The organism is Arthrobacter sp. MYb227, from assembly GCF_002975435.1.
Taxonomy (GTDB): domain Bacteria; phylum Actinomycetota; class Actinomycetes; order Actinomycetales; family Micrococcaceae; genus Paeniglutamicibacter.
On sequence record NZ_PCPT01000002.1, the window covers coordinates 671,760 to 694,261 of the forward strand.

At 57.5% G+C, this 22,502-nt stretch carries 20 protein-coding genes; 6 read left to right on the forward strand and 14 right to left on the reverse strand.

Translation table 11 applies throughout. The annotated features are described in order from the left end of the window. Positions 1–71: 71 nt before the first annotated feature. Positions 72–908, forward strand: a complete 837-nt coding sequence (locus CQ018_RS06975) for a PhzF family phenazine biosynthesis protein (protein ID WP_105549242.1) — start codon at positions 72–74, stop codon at positions 906–908. On the opposite strand, the gene CQ018_RS06980 is transcribed toward CQ018_RS06975, so the two are convergent. The 8 genes from CQ018_RS06980 to CQ018_RS07010 form a co-directional block, all read right to left on the reverse strand. Next, entirely contained in the window at positions 905–1,612 is a 708-nt protein-coding gene (locus tag CQ018_RS06980; protein WP_105549243.1) for a response regulator, read from the reverse strand. The genes CQ018_RS06975 and CQ018_RS06980 overlap by 4 nt on opposite strands. After that, positions 1,609–4,125, reverse strand: coding sequence for a DUF4118 domain-containing protein (locus CQ018_RS06985; RefSeq protein ID WP_105549244.1), 2,517 nt, complete (start codon positions 4,123–4,125; stop codon positions 1,609–1,611). The genes CQ018_RS06980 and CQ018_RS06985 overlap by 4 nt, the downstream gene beginning before the upstream one ends. Before the next feature lie 4 nt (positions 4,126–4,129). Then, the gene (gene kdpC / locus CQ018_RS06990) at positions 4,130–4,741 is read right to left on the reverse strand and encodes a K(+)-transporting ATPase subunit C (RefSeq protein ID WP_105549245.1); all 612 of its coding nucleotides are present in this window, start codon (positions 4,739–4,741) and stop codon (positions 4,130–4,132) included. A gap of 82 nt (positions 4,742–4,823) precedes the next feature. After that, the gene (gene kdpB, locus CQ018_RS06995) at positions 4,824–6,989 is read right to left on the reverse strand and encodes a potassium-transporting ATPase subunit KdpB (RefSeq protein ID WP_105549246.1); all 2,166 of its coding nucleotides are present in this window, start codon (positions 6,987–6,989) and stop codon (positions 4,824–4,826) included. Positions 6,990–6,995: 6 nt separating this feature from the next. Continuing rightward, the gene (gene kdpA / locus CQ018_RS07000; RefSeq protein WP_105549247.1) at positions 6,996–8,663 is read right to left on the reverse strand and encodes a potassium-transporting ATPase subunit KdpA; all 1,668 of its coding nucleotides are present in this window, start codon (positions 8,661–8,663) and stop codon (positions 6,996–6,998) included. After that, positions 8,663–8,752 (reverse strand): potassium-transporting ATPase subunit F, encoded by a 90-nt coding sequence (locus CQ018_RS07005; RefSeq protein WP_105549248.1) that lies wholly within the window; start codon positions 8,750–8,752, stop codon positions 8,663–8,665. Before CQ018_RS07005 ends, kdpA begins: the two co-directional genes overlap by 1 nt. Then, complete coding sequence (locus CQ018_RS20440) at positions 8,749–8,874, reverse strand: hypothetical protein (RefSeq protein WP_258142426.1); 126 nt, start codon at positions 8,872–8,874, stop codon at positions 8,749–8,751. The genes CQ018_RS07005 and CQ018_RS20440 overlap by 4 nt, the downstream gene beginning before the upstream one ends. 140 nt (positions 8,875–9,014) lie before the next feature. Continuing rightward, positions 9,015–9,506 carry a hypothetical protein gene (locus CQ018_RS07010; protein ID WP_105549249.1) on the reverse strand — a complete coding sequence of 164 codons (492 nt, stop codon included), beginning with the start codon at positions 9,504–9,506 and terminating at the stop codon, positions 9,015–9,017. Positions 9,507–9,662: 156 nt separating this feature from the next. On the opposite strand from CQ018_RS07010, the gene CQ018_RS07015 reads away from it, so the two are divergent. Then, positions 9,663–10,451: a SurA N-terminal domain-containing protein gene (locus CQ018_RS07015; RefSeq protein WP_181149771.1), complete on the forward strand. Its 789-nt coding sequence runs from the start codon at positions 9,663–9,665 to the stop codon at positions 10,449–10,451. Positions 10,452–10,523: 72 nt separating this feature from the next. On the opposite strand, the gene CQ018_RS07020 is transcribed toward CQ018_RS07015, so the two are convergent. Together CQ018_RS07020 and CQ018_RS07025 are read right to left on the reverse strand one after the other, a co-directional pair. Next, positions 10,524–11,771, reverse strand: a complete 1,248-nt coding sequence (locus tag CQ018_RS07020; protein ID WP_105549251.1) for a HAMP domain-containing sensor histidine kinase — start codon at positions 11,769–11,771, stop codon at positions 10,524–10,526. After that, positions 11,758–12,414, reverse strand: a complete 657-nt coding sequence (locus CQ018_RS07025; RefSeq protein WP_105549252.1) for a response regulator transcription factor — start codon at positions 12,412–12,414, stop codon at positions 11,758–11,760. Before CQ018_RS07025 ends, CQ018_RS07020 begins: the two co-directional genes overlap by 14 nt. Before the next feature lie 173 nt (positions 12,415–12,587). Here CQ018_RS07025 and CQ018_RS07030 point away from each other — a divergent pair, with 173 nt between their 5' ends. From CQ018_RS07030 to CQ018_RS07045, 4 genes are read left to right on the forward strand one after another with little or no spacing between them, the layout of a single operon-like run. Then, the gene (locus CQ018_RS07030; RefSeq protein ID WP_105549253.1) at positions 12,588–13,091 is read left to right on the forward strand and encodes a hypothetical protein; all 504 of its coding nucleotides are present in this window, start codon (positions 12,588–12,590) and stop codon (positions 13,089–13,091) included. Further along, complete coding sequence (locus CQ018_RS07035) at positions 13,088–14,182, forward strand: efflux RND transporter periplasmic adaptor subunit (RefSeq protein ID WP_105549254.1); 1,095 nt, start codon at positions 13,088–13,090, stop codon at positions 14,180–14,182. The genes CQ018_RS07030 and CQ018_RS07035 overlap by 4 nt, the downstream gene beginning before the upstream one ends. Beyond that, positions 14,179–14,877, forward strand: a complete 699-nt coding sequence (locus CQ018_RS07040) for an ABC transporter ATP-binding protein (RefSeq protein ID WP_105549255.1) — start codon at positions 14,179–14,181, stop codon at positions 14,875–14,877. The genes CQ018_RS07035 and CQ018_RS07040 overlap by 4 nt, the downstream gene beginning before the upstream one ends. Beyond that, positions 14,865–16,058 (forward strand): ABC transporter permease, encoded by a 1,194-nt coding sequence (locus tag CQ018_RS07045; RefSeq protein WP_105549256.1) that lies wholly within the window; start codon positions 14,865–14,867, stop codon positions 16,056–16,058. The genes CQ018_RS07040 and CQ018_RS07045 overlap by 13 nt, the downstream gene beginning before the upstream one ends. Before the next feature lie 109 nt (positions 16,059–16,167). On the opposite strand, the gene CQ018_RS19800 is transcribed toward CQ018_RS07045, so the two are convergent. The 4 genes from CQ018_RS19800 to CQ018_RS07060 all read right to left on the reverse strand — a co-directional run bounded on the left by CQ018_RS19800 (position 16,168) and on the right by CQ018_RS07060 (position 22,417). Further along, positions 16,168–16,365: a hypothetical protein gene (locus CQ018_RS19800; RefSeq protein ID WP_146111835.1), complete on the reverse strand. Its 198-nt coding sequence runs from the start codon at positions 16,363–16,365 to the stop codon at positions 16,168–16,170. Between the two features lie 121 nt (positions 16,366–16,486). Next, a complete protein-coding gene (locus tag CQ018_RS07050) occupies positions 16,487–18,007 on the reverse strand; it encodes an NAD(P)/FAD-dependent oxidoreductase (protein WP_105549257.1) in 1,521 nt (506 codons plus the stop codon). Between the two features lie 2 nt (positions 18,008–18,009). Beyond that, positions 18,010–19,692 carry an NAD(P)/FAD-dependent oxidoreductase gene (locus tag CQ018_RS07055; protein WP_105549258.1) on the reverse strand — a complete coding sequence of 561 codons (1,683 nt, stop codon included), beginning with the start codon at positions 19,690–19,692 and terminating at the stop codon, positions 18,010–18,012. A gap of 1,183 nt (positions 19,693–20,875) precedes the next feature. After that, positions 20,876–22,417, reverse strand: coding sequence for a helix-turn-helix domain-containing protein (locus tag CQ018_RS07060; RefSeq protein WP_181149772.1), 1,542 nt, complete (start codon positions 22,415–22,417; stop codon positions 20,876–20,878). Positions 22,418–22,502: the final 85 nt, after the last annotated feature.

Below are 22,502 nucleotides of genomic sequence, written 5' to 3' on the forward strand. Positions count from 1 at the left end.
ATATCGCGTGGCGCTCAGAACTTGCTCGGCTTGGGCGATAATAATAGCTGCCCCCCTGCTACGTTGAATACGTGAAGATCCATAGATATAGCGAAGTCGATGTTTTCTCCCCGCTTGCATACCAAGGCAACCCACTGGCGGTGGTGCATGATGCAGATGAGCTGAGCACCGAGCAGATGCAACGCTTCGCCAAATGGACGAACCTTGCCGAAACCACGTTCCTACTCACCCCCACCAACCCGCTGGCCGACTACCGGGTTCGCATCTTCTCCGCCACCCAAGAGTTCCCCTTCGCCGGTCACCCAACACTCGGCACGGCATTTTCTTGGCTGGATCGTGGGGGAAAGGCCAAGAACGAACACGAGGTCATTCAGGAGTGCGGTGCCGGACTGATCAACGTCCGAGTCGATGACCAATCACTTGCCTTCAAAGCCCCACCGCTGACTCGCTATGAACCGGTGGCCGAAGCACAGATACATGAGATTGCTGTAGCTCTTGGCATTACCCGCGAAACCATCCTCGACTGCTCCTGGCTGGTCAACGGTCCGGAATGGATTGGGGTCAAACTCGCTAACGCCCAAGAAGTGCTTGCCCTGCGCCCAGATCCCGCAAATCTTGGCACCTTCTGTGTGGGAGTGATCGGTGAGCATTCACCCGGGCACGACGCCCGCTTTGAGGTGCGCGCATTCCTTGGGGACGATCCGGTATGGGAAGACCCGGTGACCGGAAGCCTGAATGCCGGATTGGCACGTTGGATCTTCGATACTACAAACATCGACAGGCACTATACTGCTGCCCAAGGCACGGTCATTGGCTACCACGGACGAGTGCACATCACCGCCGATGGGGACGACATCTGGGTTGGTGGAAATGTGTCCAGCTGTGTTCGCGGTGAAGTCAGCCTCTAGGATCCTTCATCGGGAACAAACCTGTACCCCATGCCAGGCTCGGTGATGAGATACCGTGGCGTTGAAGGAACCGGCTCAAGCTTCTTACGCAATTGCCCCACATAAAGACGCAGATACCCGGTCTCCTTGAGTAAATGCGGTCCCCACACCTGTTCAAGTAAGAATTGTTGAGTGACAAGCTTGCCAGGGGCATTGAGCAACACCTCCAGCACCTGCCATTCGGTGGGCGTCAAACGCAGCACCCGCTGGTCCGGTCCACGCGTGACGACCTTGGCTGCCATATCGACGCTCACCTGACCAAAGCGAATCACCGCTGGTCCTGCAGTGCTGGTGGTTCCTGCAGCGCTCGGGGTGCGCCTTGATAGTGCACGAATCCGCGCCAATAATTCCTCGGTGGAAAAAGGCTTGGTGACATAGTCATCGGCACCAGCATCTAGGGCAGCGACCTTGTCAGTTGCATCGCTGCGCCCGGAAAGCACCAAGATCGGCATCGATGACCAGCCACGCACGGCACTAATCACTTCAATCCCATCAAGCTTTGGCATCCCCAAATCCAGCAACAACAAATCCGGGTGACGTTCAACGGCCAACCGCACGGCCGCCGCACCATCGGCAGCCGGGATTACCTCATAACCGTAGGCAGCAAGGGTAATGCGCAGGGCACGTAAAATCTGCGGATCGTCATCGGCCAACAAAATTTTCATCTAGTTTCTCCCTCACGCGGTTCCGCCACAGACCCGGGCTCCACAGCCGAGCCGGGCAGGGAAAGCACAATGGTTAATCCTCCACCCGGGGTATCTTCCGGAAGTAGCGACCCACCCATTGCCTCGGCAAAGCCACGAGACAGCGCAAGCCCCAACCCCAACCCGGTTAGATTATCGGTATCCCCACGACGCTGGAACGGAACAAAAACCGACTCCCTGAGTTCTGCAGGAATCCCGGGACCAAAATCTATAACCCTGATCTCTGTACGCCCACCAAATTGGCTTGCAGCAAGAATCGGCGTCCGTGAACCAGCTCCATGCCGCACCGCGTTGAGCAACAGATTCACCACGATGCGCTGAAAGAGCACCGGATCGGCCTGAACCATCGCCAACCCCACCGGGATCTCCAGCTCAAGTGCATCCGGACCCAACCCAGCCTCTTCAAGAGCAGGCAACAACATGTCCTCCACCCCAGTGGTAACCATATGCACCCCCAACATTCCCGCCTGAAGCCGCGAAACATCCAAAAGATCGGTGACAAGCAAGGAAAGAGAATGAACCGATTCGGTTGCGGTTTCCAATAGCTCGGTCCGATCCGCTGGCGAATAGGAAACTTCGGTTGAACCAAGCGCGCTCAGCGCAGTAGTTGCGGCGGTCAGCGGCCGGCGCAGATCATGACCCAGCGCCTGAAGCAATGCACTACGCAATTTATCTGCTCGAGCCAACGGCCCAAGTTCATCTGCAGTTGCCGAGACCGCTCGAAAATCCAGCACAGCTTCCAGCTGGGAAATAATTGCACCAAGCGCTCGCCGGTCGGAGACGGCAAGCTCCCTGCCATAGAGTTCAAGGCGTGCTTTTTCACCCACGGGTAGACTCACAGGATCCCGGCTCAGCACCCCGGCCTGATAGTTTTCTCCCGCCGGATCAACCAAACGCACCCCGGTCAGGCCAAAAGCCTCACGCGTTTGATCAATCAAGGCACTCAGTGCATCGGTACCGCGCAACACCGAACCCGAAACCGTTGCCAAGAGCGCGGATTCGGCGACGGCTCGCGTTGCGGTGCGATGCCGCCGGGCAGCCTGATCAACGACAACTGAGACCAACCCGGCAATGAGAATGTATAAAACCAGCACCACAAGGTGTGTGGGCTCGGCAATGGTGATCGTGTAGAGCGGTTCAATAAAGAAAAAGTCAAGACTGAGCCCGGAAAGCAGCGCGGCAAAGACTGCTGGAAACAGCCCACCGACCAAGGCGACGATTACCACCAACATTTGGTAGGCAAGCACATCGACGGTAATTGAATCATCGCTATTGGGTAGCGTGTGAAGAAACCATGTAAGCAGCGGCCCGCCAAGTAACGCGAGAATAAATCCGGTAAGGGTGCGATGTACGCTCAGCGCGCCACCGGCGCGTGGCAAACGGTGCCCGCCGGCGGCCGCGGCATGATTAACCATGTGTACATCGATGTCCCCGCTCAGGCGCACAATCCCGGCACCGATGCCCGGGCCGCTGAGCGCCGCAGCTAGCTTTGAACGCCGCGAGGCACCAACCACCAGCTGGGTAGCGTTTTCGGCGCGCGCAAACTCAACAAGTGCTGCGGGGATATCCTCGCCAATTACCTGATGAAAGCTCCCGCCGAGCCGTTCAACAAGTAACCATTGGTCTGCCAAGAGTTTGGGGTGAGCTTCGAGTAGCCCGTTGGGTGCGGCTACGTGCACGGCGCTTAGCTCCCCGCCACCTGAACGTGCTGCAATTCTGGCCCCGCGACGCAACAGCGTCTCGCCTTCCTCACCACCGGTCAAGGCAACCATGACTCGTTCACGTGTTTCCCAACGGGTTGATATCCCGTGTTCGGCGCGGTATTTTTCCAGCGCGGAATCCACCTCGTCGGCAAGCCAGAGCAGCGCCAATTCTCTCAGTGCCGTGAGGTTTCCAAGCCGGAAATAGTTTGAGAGTGCGGCATCGATGCGCCCCGGCGGATAGATCAGCCCTTCCCCGAGCCGCTCACGAAGGCCCTGCGGCGTTAGATCAATCAGTTCGATGGCATCTGCGGCCCGCAACACGGCATCGGGAATCATCTCGCGTTGGGCAACCCCGGTGATTTCCTGCACCACGTCGGCCAGCGATTCGATGTGTTGGACGTTCAAGGTAGAAATTACATCGATCCCGGCGGTAAGTAATTCATCAACATCCTGCCATCGCTTGGCATTGCCTCCGCTGCCAACATTTGAATGCGCCAGCTCATCAACGAGCGCGATCTGTGGTGCGCGGACTAACACTGAGGCAAGATCCATATCGGAAAGTTGCACCCCGCGATGGGTAAGATGCTTTCGTGGAATTAGCTCAAGTCCGGAAACCAGCGCGGCGGTGGGTTCCCGCTCATGGGTTTCCACGAGGGCCAAAACCACGTCTTTGCCCTCGGAAAGCAGCTGGTGGCCTTCTTGGAGCATTGCGTAGGTCTTGCCGACGCCGGGGGCCGCGCCGAGTAAGACCCTTAACGTTCCACGTCTCATGTGGCTAATTCTCCAACCGTGAAAGGGCAATGTTTAGCTCCAACACGTTGATTCTTTCTTCTCCCAAAAATCCTAGGTCACGGCCCGTTGTTTGCTGGTGCACCAGCGCGAGAACCTTAGCCAGATCCAGTGAGCGGGCTTTAGCCACTCGTGGAGCCTGATCAAGAGCGTTTGCGACCGAGATATCCGGGTCAAGTCCGGAGGCGGAAGCTGTCAGTGCATCCGGTGGCACCACAATAGTTCCGGGGTTTTGCGCAAGATAAGCTGCCTTGCGCGCGGCGATCTCCTTGAGCAGTACCGGGTTTTCCGGACCCAGGTTGGATCCGGAGGATGCTGTGCCGTCATAGCCGGTGCCGGCTGCCGAGGGACGCGGCTGAAAATAGGCCGGGTCCGGAGTACCGTCGGGCCTAGTGAAAGTTTGCCCCAGCAGGGCCGAACCCACCGGGCCCGTATGTCCGGGGGACTGGAGCATTGAACCGTTGGCCTGGGCGGGGAAAGCTAGCTGCCCAATACCCAAAATGGCCGCGGGAAAGAGCACACCCAGGACCAAAGTGAGAATGAGCATTGAACGCACCGACACCCAAAGTGTGCGGGAAACCGAACGGGTTGTAGCCATGGCGTATATCAATCCTTTGAAGAGCGGAAAATAGGGGAGAAATCAGCGAAAGTGCCGAACACTCAGGAGGTTGCGGTGCGCATCAGAACCCCGGAATCAGTGAGATCAACATGTCGATGAGCTTGATTCCGATAAACGGAACAATGACTCCACCCAGACCGTAAATCAGCAGGTTGCGGTTAAGCGTTGCGGCGGCCGAACGCGGATGGTATTTCACCCCGCGCAGTGCCAAGGGAATCAAAAAGACGATCACCAGCGCATTGAAAATCACCGCCGAAAGGATTGCGGAGGCCGGGGTGGAAAGCCCCATAATGTTAAGCACCGCCAGACCTGGGAAAGCTATCGAGAACATTGCCGGGATGATCGCGAAGTACTTGGCAACGTCGTTGGCGATCGAGAACGTTGTCAGCGCGCCACGGGTGATCAGCAATTGTTTGCCGATGCGCACCACGTCGATCAGCTTGGTTGGATCCGAATCCAGATCAACCATGTTCCCGGCCTCCTTCGCCGCGGAGGTACCCGAATTCATCGCCATTCCAACATCGGCCTGCGCCAACGCCGGGGCATCGTTTGTGCCATCGCCGGTCATAGCCACCAAGTTGCCGCCTGCCTGCTCGGCCTTGATCAACTCCATCTTGTCTTCCGGGGTGGCCTCGGCCAGAAAATCATCCACGCCCGCCTCGGCGGCAATCGCGGCGGCGGTGCGCGGATTATCCCCGGTGATCATCACGGTACGAATGCCCATGGCACGTAGTTGCGCAAAGCGCTCCTTGAGACCCTGCTTGACCACATCCTTCAGGTAGACGACGCCCAGCACCGAGGCACTATCTGCGGTGCGGGTGGCGACCACCAGCGGGGTGCCACCGACTGTAGAGATCTTCTCGATGATCGTCCCTAGTTCCTGCTGGCGCCCGGACTCAAGCGGCGCAGACTCTGCCACCCAGGCCAGGATCGCGGAACCGGTGCCCTTGCGCAGCGAGCTTCCGTCGGTGAAGTCGATGCCGCTCATGCGTGTTTGCGCGGTGAATTCCACGCTCACTCCGTCAGGGTTCCGATCGGCCTGCACACCCAAGGAAGAAGCGAGGGTGAGAATCGATTGGCCTTCCGGTGTTGCATCGGCAACCGAAGCATCGGCAGCGGCCCGTGCCAACTGGGTTTGGGTCACCCCGGAAAGCGGATGGAACTCGGCTGCCTGCCGATTGCCATAGGTAATGGTGCCGGTCTTATCAAGCAGCAGCGTGGTGATATCTCCGGCCGCCTCCACCGCCCGCCCGGATAACGCCAGCACATTGTGTTGGATCAGCCTGTCCATGCCAGCAATGCCGATCGCCGAAAGCAACGCACCAATGGTTGTCGGGATCAGGCAGACCAGCAGCGCAATGAGTACCGGCAGGGACACCTGGGCGTTTGAGTATGCGGCAATCGGATTCAAGGCAAGCACTATAACCACAAAAATGATCGAGAGCGTGGCAAGTAAGATATTTAGCGCAATCTCGTTGGGGGTCTTTTGACGCTGGGCACCCTCGACCAACTTGATCATCCGGTCAACCAGTGAATCTCCCACGGCCGTGGTGATCCGCACGATGATGGCATCGGAGATCACCTTTGTACCTCCTGTGACAGCCGATCGATCGCCACCGGATTCACGGATCACCGGGGCAGATTCTCCGGTGATTGCCGATTCGTCGATGGCTGCGATGCCATTGACGATTTCACCGTCGCCCGGCACCAGTTCACCGGCGATGATCCGTACGTAATCTCCGATGCGCAGGTCGGTTGAAGGGATTTGTGTTGTTGCCAGCTTGTTGCCGGTGGGATCGTTGCTTGGGTCATAGCCTTGCAGCACTGTCGCCATGGTTGAAGTTCGCGAAGCCCGCAACGATGCAGCCTGAGCCTTGCCGCGGCCCTCCGCAACAGACTCGGCAAGGTTTGCAAAAAGCACAGTCAGCCACAGCCAGCCGGCAACCGCCGCGGTAAAACCGGCGGGCTCCGCCGAATTTTCGGCGCCGGAAGATGCGGCGAGGAAGGGCTCTGCAACGGCCAACGCGGTGGTCAGCAACGCGCCAATGAGCACTATGAACATCACCGGGGAATGCCACATCAGCCGTGGATCAAGTTTCTTGAAGGCACCGGGGACCGCTGCCCTGACTTGAGCCAGACTCAGTGCACTACTGCGCGGAGTGTGCTCGTGGCCGTGAGGAGCGGAACCCGTAGGAGGTTCTGTTGCATCTTTAATGAGAATAGACATGATGACTTAGCGGAGCCCTTCGGCTAGTGGTCCCAAAACCAGGACCGGGAAGAACGTCAACGCGGTGACGATGAGCGTGATGCTGCCCAGCAGCACCGAGAACTGGGGTTTGTGAGTTGGCAGCGTTCCGGCGGTGACCGGGATGCGGTCCTGGGCCGCAAGCGCCCCGGCCAAGGCTAGAACCATGAGCATCGGCAGGAACCTACCCAGCAACATGGTGATGCCCAGCGTGGTGTTGAGCCACGGGGTGTTGGCGCTTAGCCCTGCGAAGGCAGATCCGTTGTTGTTTGCCGCCGAGGTAAAGGCATAAAGCACCTCGGAGAAACCGTGCGGTCCGGGATTCAGCATTGACACCGATTCAATCTCGGCACGCACCGGCGCGATAGCAAAGCTCAGCGCCGTGAATGAAAGGATCAGCGTGGGGGTGATGAGCAGGTAGAGCGAGACGAGTTTGATCTCCCGCGCCCCGATCTTCTTGCCAAGGTACTCGGGAGTACGCCCCACCAGCAGGCCGGCGATGAACACGGTGATGATGGCAAGGACAAGCATTCCGTAGAGCCCGGAACCAACGCCGCCCGGCGCCACCTCACCGAGCATCATGTTCAGCAGCGGCAACATCCCGCCCAGTGCTGTGAACGAATCAAACATTGAATTTACTGCCCCGGTGGATGTCAGCGTGCTTGAAGTTCCAAAGAGTGTGGATCCGCCGATGCCAAAACGCATCTCCTTGCCCTCCATGGCGGCGCCGGCGCCCTGTGGACCGCTTCCAGCACCCGCATATTCGAGCAGGGTAAGTGCGGTGAGCGAGATCAAGAACAGCCCGGCCATCACGGCAAGGATCGTGTAGCCCTGCTTTTTGTTCCCCACAATCACCCCGAACGTACGGGTCAGTGAGAAGGGGATTACCAGCATCAGCACGCATTCAAACAGGTTGCTCAGCGGTGTGGGGTTCTCAAAGGGATGAGCGGAATTTACATTGAAGAACCCTCCACCATTTGTACCCAACAGCTTGATTGCCTCCTGAGATGCAACCGGTCCACCGGGAATGCTTTGGGTTCCACCCACTAGCGTGGTGATGTGGGTGAATTCGTTGAAGTTTTGGATCACCCCGGACGCCAGCAGGAGCACCGCGGCAACGATTGATAGCGGTAGCAGCAACCGGACGATCCCGCGGATCAAATCCACCCAAAAGTTTCCAAGGGTTGCCGCACGGCGCGCGGCCAAGGCCCGAATCAAGGTGACTGCCACGGCCAGCCCGACGGCTGCCGAGGCAAAGTTTTGTACACCGAGCCCCGCCGCCTGTACCAGGTAGCCCATCGTTGATTCACCGGCATAGGACTGCCAGTTGGTGTTTGTCACGAAGGAGACGGCTGTATTGAAGGCGATCCCCGGGGCGACCGGGCCAAGACCCAACGCAAGAGGCAGCCATTCTTGGAGTCGTTGCAGCCCATAGAGCAGCAAGACCCCCACCAGTGAGAAGCCAAGCACTGCACGTGCATAGGCCTGCCATGTTTGGGATGATGCCGGATCTACGCCGATGAGCCGGTAGATGCCGCGCTCGACTTTCAGATCCTTTCTTGTGGTGTAGATCCGGGCCATGTAGTCGCCTAGCGGGCGATACAACACTGCGAGCACAAGCCCCAGCGATGCCACCTGCGCGATGAAAAACCACATTAGAATCGCTCGGGTTTCAACAAAGCAAGCAACAGGTAGGTGATGCCCGCAATTGCCAACGCGGCGGCGATGATCTCAAAAACGATCACAGCTTTTCCACCGCCTGCAGCGTGAGGCCCAGGATGCCAAAAATGGCAAGAACTGTCAATAGAAAAATGATGTCGAGCATGACGGTGATGCCGTCCCTCCGATGAAGAAATGATGATGACATTTCCATCAGATACCCGCGGATGACTCGTGCACCCGATCCTTACGAAATCCTCACGCGCTACTGGCAAACCCCTACGCGATGCTTACACTTTTCGCTGCGTGACGCACCAGTTCATAGGTTCGTACCTACTCAGGCAGCGATTACTTGGTGAGCGTGAACTGTTCCAACGGCATCATGCACGATGCGCGCACCATCACCAGTCCGGTAGTCCCAAAGCTGGGGTTCTCAATGCGGTTATTGACCCCGGTGTCATCGCACCAATCAAGATTGTGCGGGGTTGCCGAAATTCCATAAGTTCCTGGCTTCAACGATGCCGGAAGCTTCAAGGTGTAATCGAAGGAGCCGGCATCGGCCATGGGGGCGAGTTTGGTCTCGAGTACCTGATTTGCAGAATCAAGCAGCTGGAGCTGAATCTGTGCATCCTGCCCGTAGCGCGGATCGCAGGTGGCGTCCTGCGCCGAAATTTTCAGTTCCCCACCGGCACTTACGGAGCTGGATCCGAGCGAATATTGAGGTGGAGGGCATGGTTGGGAATCTCCCGAACTCGCCGGTCCTTGAGCGCATGCTGCAGAAACAAGCACTAAGCCAATACAAATTGCACCAAGACCTGCACTTCTGCTGATGATCCTCATGAGATGAGTATTTCGGTTTGTATCGCCGATGCCTAGCCAACGGTGCAATATGTGATTGCTTCGTTACGTCAAAGGGCAGCTAGCCCTCGCACAGCTTGCAAACAGCGGAACCTGTTAGTGTTCACAAGGATCTAAGCAAAAGTGTGGAGAAAAGTTTTGAATAAAAAGTGGATCGCGTCCTTGGCAATCGTTGCCGCCTTGACGCTCACCAGCGCCTGCAGTGCTCAAAATGATAAGGCGCCGGATGCGGCGAGCTCTTCATCGGCAGGCCCCAGCGCGACGACAAGCGATCCAAGCGCTGACCCAAGTGCTGCGAATCCCAGTGGACAGCTTCCCAAGCCCGATCTCGGCGACGTGCCTGACATCGTTGCCATCGTCAACGGTGAAAAGATCACCAAAGCAGACTTCACGCGCATCTATGAAGGCCAATTCCAGCAGATCGCACTGCAAGCCCAAATGGCAGGACAAACCCTAGACCAGGCACAGCTACGTCAGCAGACCGCCGAAGGCCTGGTCAACACCGAGCTGCTGATCCAACAGGCAGCCAAGAAAAAGATCTTTGCCACGGCCAAAGATCAGGAGAAGGCGCTCGCCGATGTTGCCAAGTCCAACAAGCTAGATACCAAGGGCTTCTTGGAGGCTATGGCCAAGCAGGGGCTCGACGAAACGGCGGTGCGCGCACAGCTACGCACCCAGCTTGAAGTTGAACGTCTGATTGCCACGGAGGTCGGGGATTTCACGCCTGATGAAAAGGACCTGAAAGCTGCCTACGATACGGTCAAGAAGCAGGCTGAAAAGGACCCGGCCACAGCCAAAAACATTCCCGGCTTTGATGAGATCAAAGCCGAGCTGAGCCAACAACTCAAACTGCAAAAGGAAGCTTCGGTTGTCAAAAGCTATGTTGAAAAACTGCGCAAGGACGCAAAGATCGAAATGAACATGTAGGTTCGTTACTTCCAAGGCGGCATAATCACGCTGGGCGTATCGTGAGGCACCTCGGATCCGGAGTCAGAGAGTTTAGACCGATTCCGGTGAAACGCTGGGAAAACTAACCGAAACACTCAACCCTCCGGTCGGCACGGCACGTAGTTCAAGAGTCCCTTGGTGCCGTTCCACAATGGCGGCGACGATCGACAATCCCAGCCCGTGGCCTTTCGTTCCCGAGGCTGAGGTGCGCCCTGCGGCCCGATAAAACGGCTCGGTAAGATTCTGTACCACCGTTGGTTCTAACAACGCACCGGTATTGGTTACCCGCAGATTGGCCTGCCCCTGGACATTGGTTGACGTTTGGATGCTCAGTTGTCCGCCCTGAGGCAGATTATGCCGAATCGCGTTCTGCACCAGATTGCTAAGCAATTGGCGGATTAATACCGGATCACCACTCACCCGGGAGGGCTCCAGCAAGAGCTGAATCTTCACACCACGCTCAGCGGCCTCGGCCTGGCAAGTTCTTGCCACCTCGCGAGCAGATTCTGCTAGGTCAATGACCTGTGCGGCTGTGCTCGCCGAATCCACACGTGCAAGTTCCAGTAATGCCGCGGTAATTTCAATGCTGCGCTCATTCATGATCTGCAAGCGTCCCAACACCTTGCGCACCGCAGGGTCCTCCTGCTGGGCAAGTGCCACATCAAGCATGGCCCTGCTGGTAGCCAGCGGTGTGCTCAATTCGTGAGAAGCATTTGAAGCAAATCGTTTGGATGCGGCAAAGGAACGTTCGAGTCGTTCGAGCATGGTGTCGAAGTTTGCCGCAAGTTCGGAAATCTCGTCCCTAGGGCCTTCCAAGCCAATACGTTGGCTCAGATCTCCCTGAGTTGCCGAACGCACTGCCGTATTGATGTAAGTCAAAGGCTTGAGTACCCGCCCGGCCACGGCCCAACCCACGGCTATCCCGACGATCGTTAAAATCGACAAGACCACCAAGGAAACCATCAAGAACAGGTTCAGCAATTGGTCCGTCGAAGTCACCAATAGTTCTGAAGCGGGCCCCGAAGGGGTAGCTGGCACTCCTTCATCGGGGAATAAAGTCTCCGGAGTTTCTAACCCGTGCGTTGGGCCGGGGATACTTGTGGCAGCTGGGGTCACCGAAGGTGCCAGATCATAGGTGGGTACAAAACGCATGAATGCGTAGACCAAGCCGAGCAAAACAATTCCCGAACCGGTGAGTAGCGCGGAGTATGTGAGGGCAAGACGCGTTCGCACCGTGGCCCGGTATTTACGGATACTGGGGAGTCCGGACTGCTCTTCGAGGGTTTTAGACAAAGACATAACCAGCACCCGAAATAGTTCTGATCGGGCTGGGATCGCCGAGCTTGCGACGCAGCGTGCTAATGGTGACCTTCACGGCGTGAGTGAAAGGATTAGCATTCGCATCCCAGGCTCGCTCCAGCAGCGTTTCGGCGCTCAGGGCCTCGCCTCCTGCCTGCATCAGCAATTCCAGTACCGTAAATTCCTTGGGTGTCAGGACGATGGGAATTCCATCACGGCTAACTTCACGGCGTGCCGAATCAACCCGGATCCCGCCGCGTTCTAGCACCGGTGGCAGCGTGGTAAATTTCCTGCGCGACAGAGCCCGCAGCCGGGCGATCAACTCTGCAAATTCGAAGGGTTTAGACATGTAATCATCGGCACCCAGCTCCAAACCCGCCACGCGCTCCTCCAAATCTCCGGCGGCGGTGAGCATCAATACGGCAGGTCCCTGCGGATCGGCGGCCAATCGGCGGCACACCTCATCGCCGTGCACCTCAGGAATATCTCGATCAAGCAGCACCACATCAAAGTCTTGCTCAATGAGTATTTCCAGCGCCGAATCGCCGTCACCGACCACCTGCGCGGAGATAGATTCCATGGCCAACCGATCTTGGATTGCCTCGGCCAAAAACTCCTCGTCTTCAACGATTAGGACGCGCACGTGTTTATTCCTATTCCCTTCATGGTGTGGCTGCTAGCTGCCACCTACCAGTCAATCAGGGATCGGGTTGGAAAAAGGTAAATATCGATCTTTACCTTCCTTAAACCTTGCTTCTGATGTGATGGTTCCCAAGTGGTTCAAGACCCCCACACCTCGAACGTTAGGACAGCACCATGAAGAAACGCTCCATTGCCCGCCGGCTCACTGCTTTCACCGGGATCGCCCTGGTGCTGGGCCTGACGGCCTGCTCCCCGGCACAGCCGCAGAGCACCGAATTGAAGACCGACAATCATCAGCTCTCGATGATGGACTGGCGCCAGAAAACCGATGACTGCATGCTGACTGCCGGTTTCCCCCTCACCGGCCCGAACGACGCACCAGGCGGCATGACCAGCTCGGTAGATATGTCCCAGTACGACATGGTGGCCTTCGATGCGGCCTACGCGAAGTGCGCACAAGAGATTGGCGATCCACCGGTGGATGCAAACCAGCCGAGCGAGCAGGAAATGTTTGATTCACAGCTGGCCTTCGCATCCTGCATGCGTGAAGCCGGATACGACGTCCCGGACCCGGTCAAGGGCCAGCCCTCGGCCACCGGTGCCTTCGGCCCGGAAACCGACATGGCCGTTTTTGACAAGTGTGAGCAGAAGGCCAACAGCCAGGTAAATGGTAAGTGAGCGAGAACAACATGAGTATTGAAAACGACGAAACAACCATGACCCGTCCACGCAAAACCAAACGCACACTCCTGATTTCCGGTTTAGGACTAGCCAGCGCGGCACTTGTCGCCGGCATCATCGTGCTGGTCCAGCCGCCAGCTAGCGAAGCCGACGGACCCACTCCCTTAAACATTGAACGTACCCAAGCGAAACGTGGGGACCTGGTGGAAACGGTGCGAGTCCAAGGCAACCTGGGCCATGGAGCATCCCGAGACATGGGTACGACCCTGGAAGGCATCGTCACCTCTACCCGTGGCAGCGGCACCGTGGTCTCGGTCGGCGACGAACTCTTCCGCATCGATGACAAACCAGTGACGCTGATGCGCGGCAAGTTGCCGGCCTGGCGTGCCTTCTCCGAGGGCATGAGCAACGGCAATGACGTCTTGCAGCTAGAAAAATCCTTGAAATCCCTTGGGTTCTTCAAGCTCACCGCAGATACAAAATTCACCCCTGCCACCAAAACCGCCATCAAGTACTGGCAGAAGTCCGTGGGTCTGAAGCAGGACGGGGTCATTGAACACGGCCGGATCATCTTCGCTCCCAACGACGTACGCATTCAGGGCGTCAAAGCCAAGTCCGGTTCGGCCGCCAGCGGTGAAATCATTTCCGTGACAGGAGTAAACAAGGAAGTTGGCGTGAAACTTGATACCTCTGCTCGTTCGCTGGCGAAGAAGGGTGCCAAGGTCAGTGTTTCGCTGCCCGGCGGCATCAACGAACCGGGCACGATTTCTTCTGTAGGCGCCCCGGTTGAAGAGGAGGGTGGCGGAGCTAAGATCCCGGTCACCGTAGTACTCGATAAGCCGGAAGCAGCGGCGGCGCTACAAGATATGCCGGTCGGTGTGGAATTCAAGCAGACCAAGGCCAAAGATGTCATCCAGGTTCCAGTTTCTGCGCTGCTTGCTCAGCCAGGTGGTGGATTTGCCGTCGAGGTGAGTGAGGGAGAAACGATCACGCTGGTTCCGCTGAAGACCGGCGTCTTCGCCAACGGCCTGGTTGAGGTACTCGAGTCGGATCTGAAAGCCGGGGACACCGTGGTGGTCGCCAAGTGAGTGCGCCCATTATTGAACTACGCGGGGTCACTCGAACCTATGGTTCCCCACCAACCACCGCACTGGCCGGCATCGACCTGGTCATCGAGGAAGGTGAAATGCTGGCCATCGTGGGCACCTCCGGTTCCGGTAAATCAACGATGCTCAACATCATTGGCTCACTGGACCAAGCCAGCTCCGGGGAGGCTTATATTGCCGGGCACGACCTCGCCACGCTTGATGACGCGCAGCTTTCGGCCCTGCGCGCCCACACCATTGGCTTTATCTTCCAGCAATTCCACCTTTCCGACGGCGTCAGCGCGTTGGATAACGTTGCGACCGGTCTGCTGTACACCGGTATTCCGCCGCGCGAACGCAAGGAACGTGCCGAAGTGGCACTCAAGCGCGTGGGACTGGGACACCGCATGGGGCATCACCCGCGCCAGCTCTCCGGCGGCGAGCGCCAGCGCGTGGCCATCGCCCGCGCCGTGGTGGGCAATCCACGGCTAATCCTGGCCGATGAGCCCACCGGTAGCCTCGATACCGCATCCGGTGCCGAGGTGGTGGCCATCCTGCGTGAACTCAATGCCGCGGGCACCGCTGTTGTGGTAATCACGCACGATAACGAGCTTGCCCAACAAATGCCACGCCAGGTCCGCATTAGTGACGGACAGATACTCGCCGATCAACGGAAGGAAGCCTCATGGGCCAGCTAAAACGTTCAAAGCTCCGCTCCGGGGACCTGCTTTCCCTAGGCTTCCACGGGCTCCGTGCCCGGCCCATGCGCGCGGTACTTTCCTCGCTGGGCATCGCCATTGGTATTGCCGCGATGATCGCCGTGATCGGCATTTCCACCTCCAGCCAGGCATTGGTCAAGGAGAAACTCTCGGTGCTGGGCACAAATATGCTCACTGTCTCCGGTGGTACCGACATGCTCGGGCAAGACGTTGACCTGCCCAAGGAATCGGTAGCCAATATTCGCCGCATCCCCGGTGTGGAGCACGTGGGTTCGATCGGCGCCATTGATGGTGTGAACATTTACCGCAATGACCAGATCGATGCCTCACGCACCGGCGGGTTGAGCGTTGCGGTGGCCGATGGCGACCTGCTCACGGCCACCGGTGCCAATCTCATGCACGGCAGCTGGTTCAACGAGGCCACCTCCAAGTTCCCAACCACGGTGCTGGGACGCACCACCGCCGAACGCTTGGGCATCCAGCGTGCCGGATCCATGGTGTGGCTCGGTGGGCAACAATTCACCGTGGTGGGCATCCTTGATTCCACCCCCTTGGCCCCGGAACTTGATTCGGTCGCGCTGGTGGGGGAACCGATAGCCCGCGACCTGCTGGGTTACACCGGTACCCCAACGATGATCTTTGAACGCTCCTCCGAGGAGCGCGTGGCGGCGGTGCGCGAGCTACTGCCGCCAACGATTAACCCGCAGGCGCCCACCTCGGTCAAGGTCTCGCGTCCATCCGACGCATTGGCAGCAAAGAACACCGTGGACCAGGCCTTCACCGGGCTACTGGTGGGCGTGGGCTCCATCGCGCTGCTGGTCGGCGGGATCGGGGTGGCAAATACCATGGTCATTTCGGTACTTGAACGCCGCAGCGAGATCGGTTTGCGCCGCGCCCTAGGTGCCACGCGCCGACACATCAGGCTGCAGTTCCTCTTTGAAGCGATGCTGCTCTCGGCCCTGGGCGGATTAGCCGGAACGCTCCTGGGCTGGCTGGTCACCGCGATCGCGGCACGCTCCAATGGCTGGGCCGTCTCGATTCCGCCGGCGGTGTTGTTCGCCGGGGTATTGGTCACCATTGCCGTGGGGGCACTGGCCGGGGTGTTGCCGGCGGTGCGTGCCTCACGTACCGCACCAACCGCCGCACTGGCCTCGGCCTAGGCATTAGGTCTGTAACGGGAAGTGTCTTACCGCTGCCAGCCGCCGATGTACATGCCACGTGGACGATGATCCACAGGTCCAACGAGCATGGTCTGGCCTGTTCAAGCCGTCAGCAGCCTATGGTCCTCGTTTGCTCAACGGCGTTGACGATTTTTTCCATGCTGAAATCCACCGAAATCACTGTTCTTTTGGATGAGCAAAGAGAGAAAATTTCGTTCGGTGGTCCGTCGCCAAGGTCGATCAGTGGCTGGCGCAGGATTCGATGAAGTTGTTGTAAAACTTTCGGATTGAGGATAAAGACGCTCATGAACCAAGACGGCTGGTTTGATTGGAACGACTCTAGGCGGCAATGCCAGTCGAAGTGCCAATCAAACCAGCCGGGTGGGGGGAACACAGACAACTACTCGGTGCTGTTTAGCGGTCGGGCATCAGAGCTCGGGTGCGGACCACCAACGTTCAAGACCAATGTCCTCGGCCACGGTGCCTGCGACCAAATAGCCGCTGCCAAGAGAACCAGAGATGCCAGGATGGACCGATCCACCACCGACGTAAAAACCCTTGACCGGAGTCCGAGTGCTGGACCAAGCCGGAGCCGGACGCTGGGTGAAAGTCTGCTCTGCCGCCAGGGACCCCTGTCGTACTGAGCCGTTCCGAGCAGTAGGGAAGCGCTTGGAGATGTCAGCGGGGCTGTCTGCGAATTGGAACAACAACGTCACGTCGGCCAGCGGGGCGAATGTCTGCTTGAGCATCTCCCATATCTGCTGGCGGTACTCAACGCGCTTGCGGGTCCATGACTGGCCAGAAGGATGTTCTAACGGGGCATGAGTCTCGAACCGCAGCGTGTGTAGAGGCCCGTAGGGGCCGGGGGAGGCTTGAAACGGGTCGTGGAGGGAAGTGAAAGAGACATGCCCGGCAACCCTACTCGGAAGCTCACCGCGTTCGGCCGTCATGAAGTGATCCGTTACCTCGTGTTCGTCATCGAATCCGATGATGTGAAGAAAAGCATTCGTCGCCGGATTTAGATCCTCATGCGGAATGCCTTTGATGCCATAGTGAGAGATGAATGGACCTGTCGGGTCGAGCTTCCAGTTCTGGGCTATTTCTTCGAGATCGGCCGTGTCCAATTCTGCTGAAAGCAGGTCCGCATTGGTTTGGGGATCGACGGTTGAAACAACGGTCTTGGACAAGAACCTGCGGCCATCGTCGAGTCTTAACTCGAAGCCATCCTCGTTCTGGGTGACCGCGCGGACGCTGGCCGAAACATATTGTCGGGCACCTGCTTTGGCCGCTACCCGATAGATTCCGTTGGCAAGATTCTTGATTCCACCCTGAACCAAGACAGGGCTGAACTGGCGGGCCAAAGCAAACGCGCCAATCACACCGAATTCTGAATCGGGTGCAGTGAAGCCGGCGAGCCCGGCCGCGTACCTTACTGCAATGGCCGCCTCGGGCGAATCTGTAAGCTTGGCCAGCCCTTCAGGTGTCAACGAGGCCAGCTCGATGGTTTCAGGACTTGTCGCAGCCAGCCTTTCCACAACACTGTCATAGCTTTGTGGAGCCACGTAAAGAAGGGGTCGCACTGCAGCGTCGGTGGCGGACAACAGACGCTCAATCTTTGCGCCAAGGCCAATGCCACCTCTGCCTACAAAGAAGTTGCGCCCATCTCGGGTAGTGACCGAGAAGGCCACCGCCGGCTCTACCAGGCCCACGGCGTTCTCCTGCAGAGCCAAATCGCGGTAGGGAGGGAGCTCCTGACCCAGAGGGAGGCTGGCTTGGGCGAGGTTGTATGTGTAAGGCGTTGAATAATCATCCGAGGCGAAGGTGCCCCCGCGCTCGAAACGATGCTCCAGCACTAACACTTCGGCGCCAGCTTTGGCCAAGTATGCTGCGGCTGTTAGGCCGTTGGGTCCGGAGCCGATGATTGCGACATCATAAGTTTGGTTGGTCATGGTTACAGTGCCTCCTGTGCAAAAACATCGCTATCTACGCCCAATGGCGTTAGAAGTCGGTCGAGGTTCTGGGCATACCATTCGTATGGCTTGTTAGTCCACCAAGATTGATCGCGTACGCCGGCATCTTCAGCCACGACTTGTGCAGCATTGTAGCCAGCAGCCATCCAGCTCAAGCCCACAGGCCAGACACCATTCGACATATATAGACCCTTGATGGGCATGCGGTAGGGCATGCGGCCCATAATCCACTGATCCTCGGAGAAATCCCCTCCCACGACCTGGCCAAACTTGGCGGAACGGTTGAGACGCCAGTTGTCCAGCGGAGTCCAGTCATACTGGTCCAGAACGGACTCGTCCCAATCTTTCACAAGTTGGGTCATCATTTTGTTGCGATTGGCAAGCAGCTCATGTCGAATATCGCCGTCCCATGCTTCGGGTCCGCCAAGCCCATGCAATGGGTACGGGAAGCACTCTTCGGCACGGAGAACCACCTCCCCGCTTGGAGAAATGGCAGTACGGTCCACCGGAGCGGAATATGTGAATTCGAGCAAGTGTCCTGATGCTTTGCGGGTGTCGTTTCCGAGCATATCCACCATATATTTCTTCGTTCCTTCCCATGAATCGAACGCACGATATGTCAAAATGGCGTCATTGATGAGGGGGTCGAAGTCCGACGATTTCCAGTCCAGCTTGCGGTCTAGGAGCCAAGACGTAACGTGGGAACCACGAAGGCTCATTTTCCACTCACGCATCCGCGATGCCAGCATCGGATCCGCTGCTTCCAATACGCTCGGAGTGACCATTCGCCGGGTTTCTGGGACTCCGGCATTGGAGATGACCCCCTTGCTGGCCTCGATCACCAAGTTTGGGTAGATTGAACGATCCGAGAGGCGGACGCCGGTTGCACGGCCGTTCTCCACAAAGATTTCATCAACCGTGCAGCTGGTCCATATGGTTCCGCCATAGTCCAGGAAACAGGCCGTGAGCGCGTCGACCTGCGCCTCATTGCCACCGATTGCCACCCCGGTTGTGTAGTACAGGGCGAAAGTGACTCCGAATGCTCCCTGGCCTCGGGCAAAGGGGGCGCCATGTTCCCAGAATGCCACCGGAGTCATCAAGATCTGCCGGCATGCGTCTGTTTCGAAGGTGCGCTCACATAGCTCCGGACCAGTCATGTTCATCATCTCGTCCACGCTGTAACCCATCGCATAAGCGCAAAGCTCATAAATTCTATCGAGCTTGGACGGATCAGGGTGGGGGCTGAATGAACTCAAGGAGTTGTATTCGACCATTGTTTCGTGGATTCTGGTCTGAATCCCAAACATGCGGTCGCCGTCCCGTTCGGAGTGCTTGGCAAAGTTCTCTCGGGTTCGCTCAGGTTCTTGGCAAATGAGTGCGTTGGTGCCGTCTCGGTAGGTGGTACCTAGTATGACGGGAGAGACCTTGAAATCGAAGCCGTACTTCTCCAGCTCAAGGTCTGCGATCACGGGAGAGTTGCCAGCGAAGGATACGCCCACATGCGGGCTGTCGAGCACCTGGGGCCAGGTCTCGTGGGTGCAGCAAAATGTTCCCAGCTCAGAGTTCGCTTCAAGCAGCAGGACTTTCAGTCCTGCTTTTTGGAGGTAGGCCGCAGCGGGCAATCCTCCGGACAGGCCTCCACCAATTACAAGGATGTCGTACATGTTGATTCTCCATTCTTAGACAGTGCGGGTCCGGGAAGACCAACTGGACTGCTGGTCACTTCCGGGTACTGAAATGCCGGACGCAAAACTAGGCTGGTCCGAAATTGCGGGGCTGCGATCGAGCGCTATTCCCCGATCGATTGTCTTGAGTTTCCACGCTTCGATACCGTTGCCTGCTTAAGGACGGTTCGTTCGGAGTCGCCGTCACTTTGTGCTTCATGCAGACCCGAGATGAGCTGTCGGCATCTAATGCAAGTGAACCAGCTCACTGCCGGATCGGGCTTTAACCAAACGACCAATAGTTGCCACCAATGTCTTGGTGCTTTGGCTAGGCGTAGCATTAAACAGGGCGACTGCGGTATCTGAAATCCGAGTTAGCAGGTGGGTGAGGGGGTGCGTTGTTCCCGTTTCACGTAGCACTGTTCGGCTGTGCCCCTGGTGAAGTTGCGCAGGATGCTTCGCCTGGCCATTCAGCGTTCGACCGTCCGAGCGCCGATAGATGTGCCAGGGATTTCGTCGGTCTGCCGGTGCGGGAAAACTTTATCCGCTTAACTGGTGCGACATCCGGCAAAGGTTCGCCAAGATCCTTGTGGGTAGCGGAACACGACGTTTCGCCTGACCAAATCGTTTCCAAGGTTTCAAATCGGTTACCATCACCAAAGAGGAATCTTTGCTGGTCTGTGGCAACAGAATCCTGATACGCGGATGATCCAGTGAGACTCGGCAACATCTGCTAAAGGTTTGTGAGTTCTCATTTGCTCTTGCGGAAACCGGCTGAATGTAGCTGGAATCAGTGTCACCGAAAGCCAATCGGGTTGGTTCTGACTGCGGGGTTGGTTCGGGAAGCAGGCGAGAGACTCGGCTACGGCAATCCAATGATCATGCCAGATGGCTTAGTGACCAGATCCGGGCGACTTTCACACAGGGAAAGACGCTTCACACTATGCATAGCCCGCGCTTGACTGCTCCGTACCCAAAAAGGAGGACACACCCCAAACCTCAAATCCGCCAAATTTGGCCAGCTAGAAGGCCGCCCCTCCGATGACCAAGGATGCAAAGTACACGGCCAAGGATACCTACAGGTGCTCAAAACGACTGGAATCGCTGTGCTCTTGTCGAATTGCCCTAGGTGTTGGGAGCCAAATCAGCAATCCGACGATATACCGCAAGTATCGCCTGTTGCTCAGCTCAGCGAGGGTCCAAGGCCTTGCTCCTCAGCCGGCATCGCAAAAGCAAGAGTGAAGTCCACACGACTGGACATGGTATCCAGATCCTGCCCGGTTAAAGTCGAAATCCGAGAGATTCTGTACTTCAGGGTGTTGTGGTGCACGAACAATTCGCGAGCAGTCTGCCGCCATCTACCCCCGTTCTCCAGGAAGGTGCGCAGAGTGGTTACCAAGTCGCTTCCATGGTCTCGATCCCAGTCGAGCAGGGGTCCCAATAGCGTGTCTCGGAACGAGTGCAACGTCCGCCGATCGATAAAGTCAAGTAATGCCACGTATGAACCGATATCTGTCTGGCAGACTACCTGTGAGCCGCAGGGTCGACCCTGCGCGACGCGCAAGGCAGGAAGAGCTTGGGCAAGAGAACGGCGCAAACCATCCCTTCCCAATCCCGGGTGACCGGAACCAAGCACCGGGTCTACGCCGGTGTCCTTTATGAGCTGGGCGATTTCATCTAACAGGCCGGGTTCTTCGGTTTGGCCAATCAGCATGTTCACCGAGCCGTAACGGGTATAGACGCATCGTGCTTCGCAACCCTCCGCAGCGTACGCGAGTACGTCTGGATTGTTGTCGGAGGCAATGACGGTCACCGGCTTGTTTGGGTCAAAATCAAGTCCACGCATCCGAGCAACAAACGGCTCCTGATCTATGCTTGCGGAGCAGACGAGTTCGAGCAATTCACGAACCAATATGCTACGCATTCCATCTCGCGCACGCTGGCCAACATATTCGATGAAGAAGCTTGGAAGTATAGTTTCGATAATCAGACGCGTCTCATCATCGAGATCTGTGAAATGTGAAGCAACAACTAGGGTTAGCCCCATATGGACCCGAGTCGGGTCCACCGTAAAAGCGCACAAGTCACCTTCCAAGGACGAGAAAATCTTGCCGGCCCGCGTTGCCCGGGCCGCAGCACGCATTGTTTCTTGGTCAACGGCTGCTCCAGTACTCGCGATGACGCGTCCGCTCGGTCCCACTAGCCAACATCTGAGCCGGGTTTCGTTGTGGATCAGGTCGATCAACTCGGACTGTTCGGTGCATCCGGCCAACCGTTGCTGCACGCGTCGGAGACGGCTGAGCTGCTGTCGCGCCGGGTCTAACCGTTCCTGTACAACATTCATGTGCTCGATGACTCTGCTGAAGGAAATACCCTGTGGTGCTACGAGCAACGGAAGTTCGTAGGACTCACATGCAAGTCCTACAGAAGCTGGCAGCGCAGGAACCTGCTCACTCAAGCCGAAGAGTAACCCGGCGACTCCCGCAGAGCTCACCTCTTGGATCCATTCTCCAACGGGCCGCGCTTCCAGCCACAGCCCATTCGTGAGCACCAGATCGCCGGGAAGCAGGTAACGAGCAGGGCGAGCCAGATCAGTTGTGGTGTGTCCTCGGATCTCTGAATTTACCCCAATACCATCGATGACCAAGGCGAGTTCGAGAACTGTTTCCCCGGCTAAGGAACTGATGGTGGATCCGAGCCCTGCTCTTTTTTCGGTGTTAGGCATTTCGTCTGGGTCCTTGCGCGCTATTAGGGAAACTTCGACCGGATACCACTGAACCATGTCCAATAGGGGAAATACGTGACAAAGT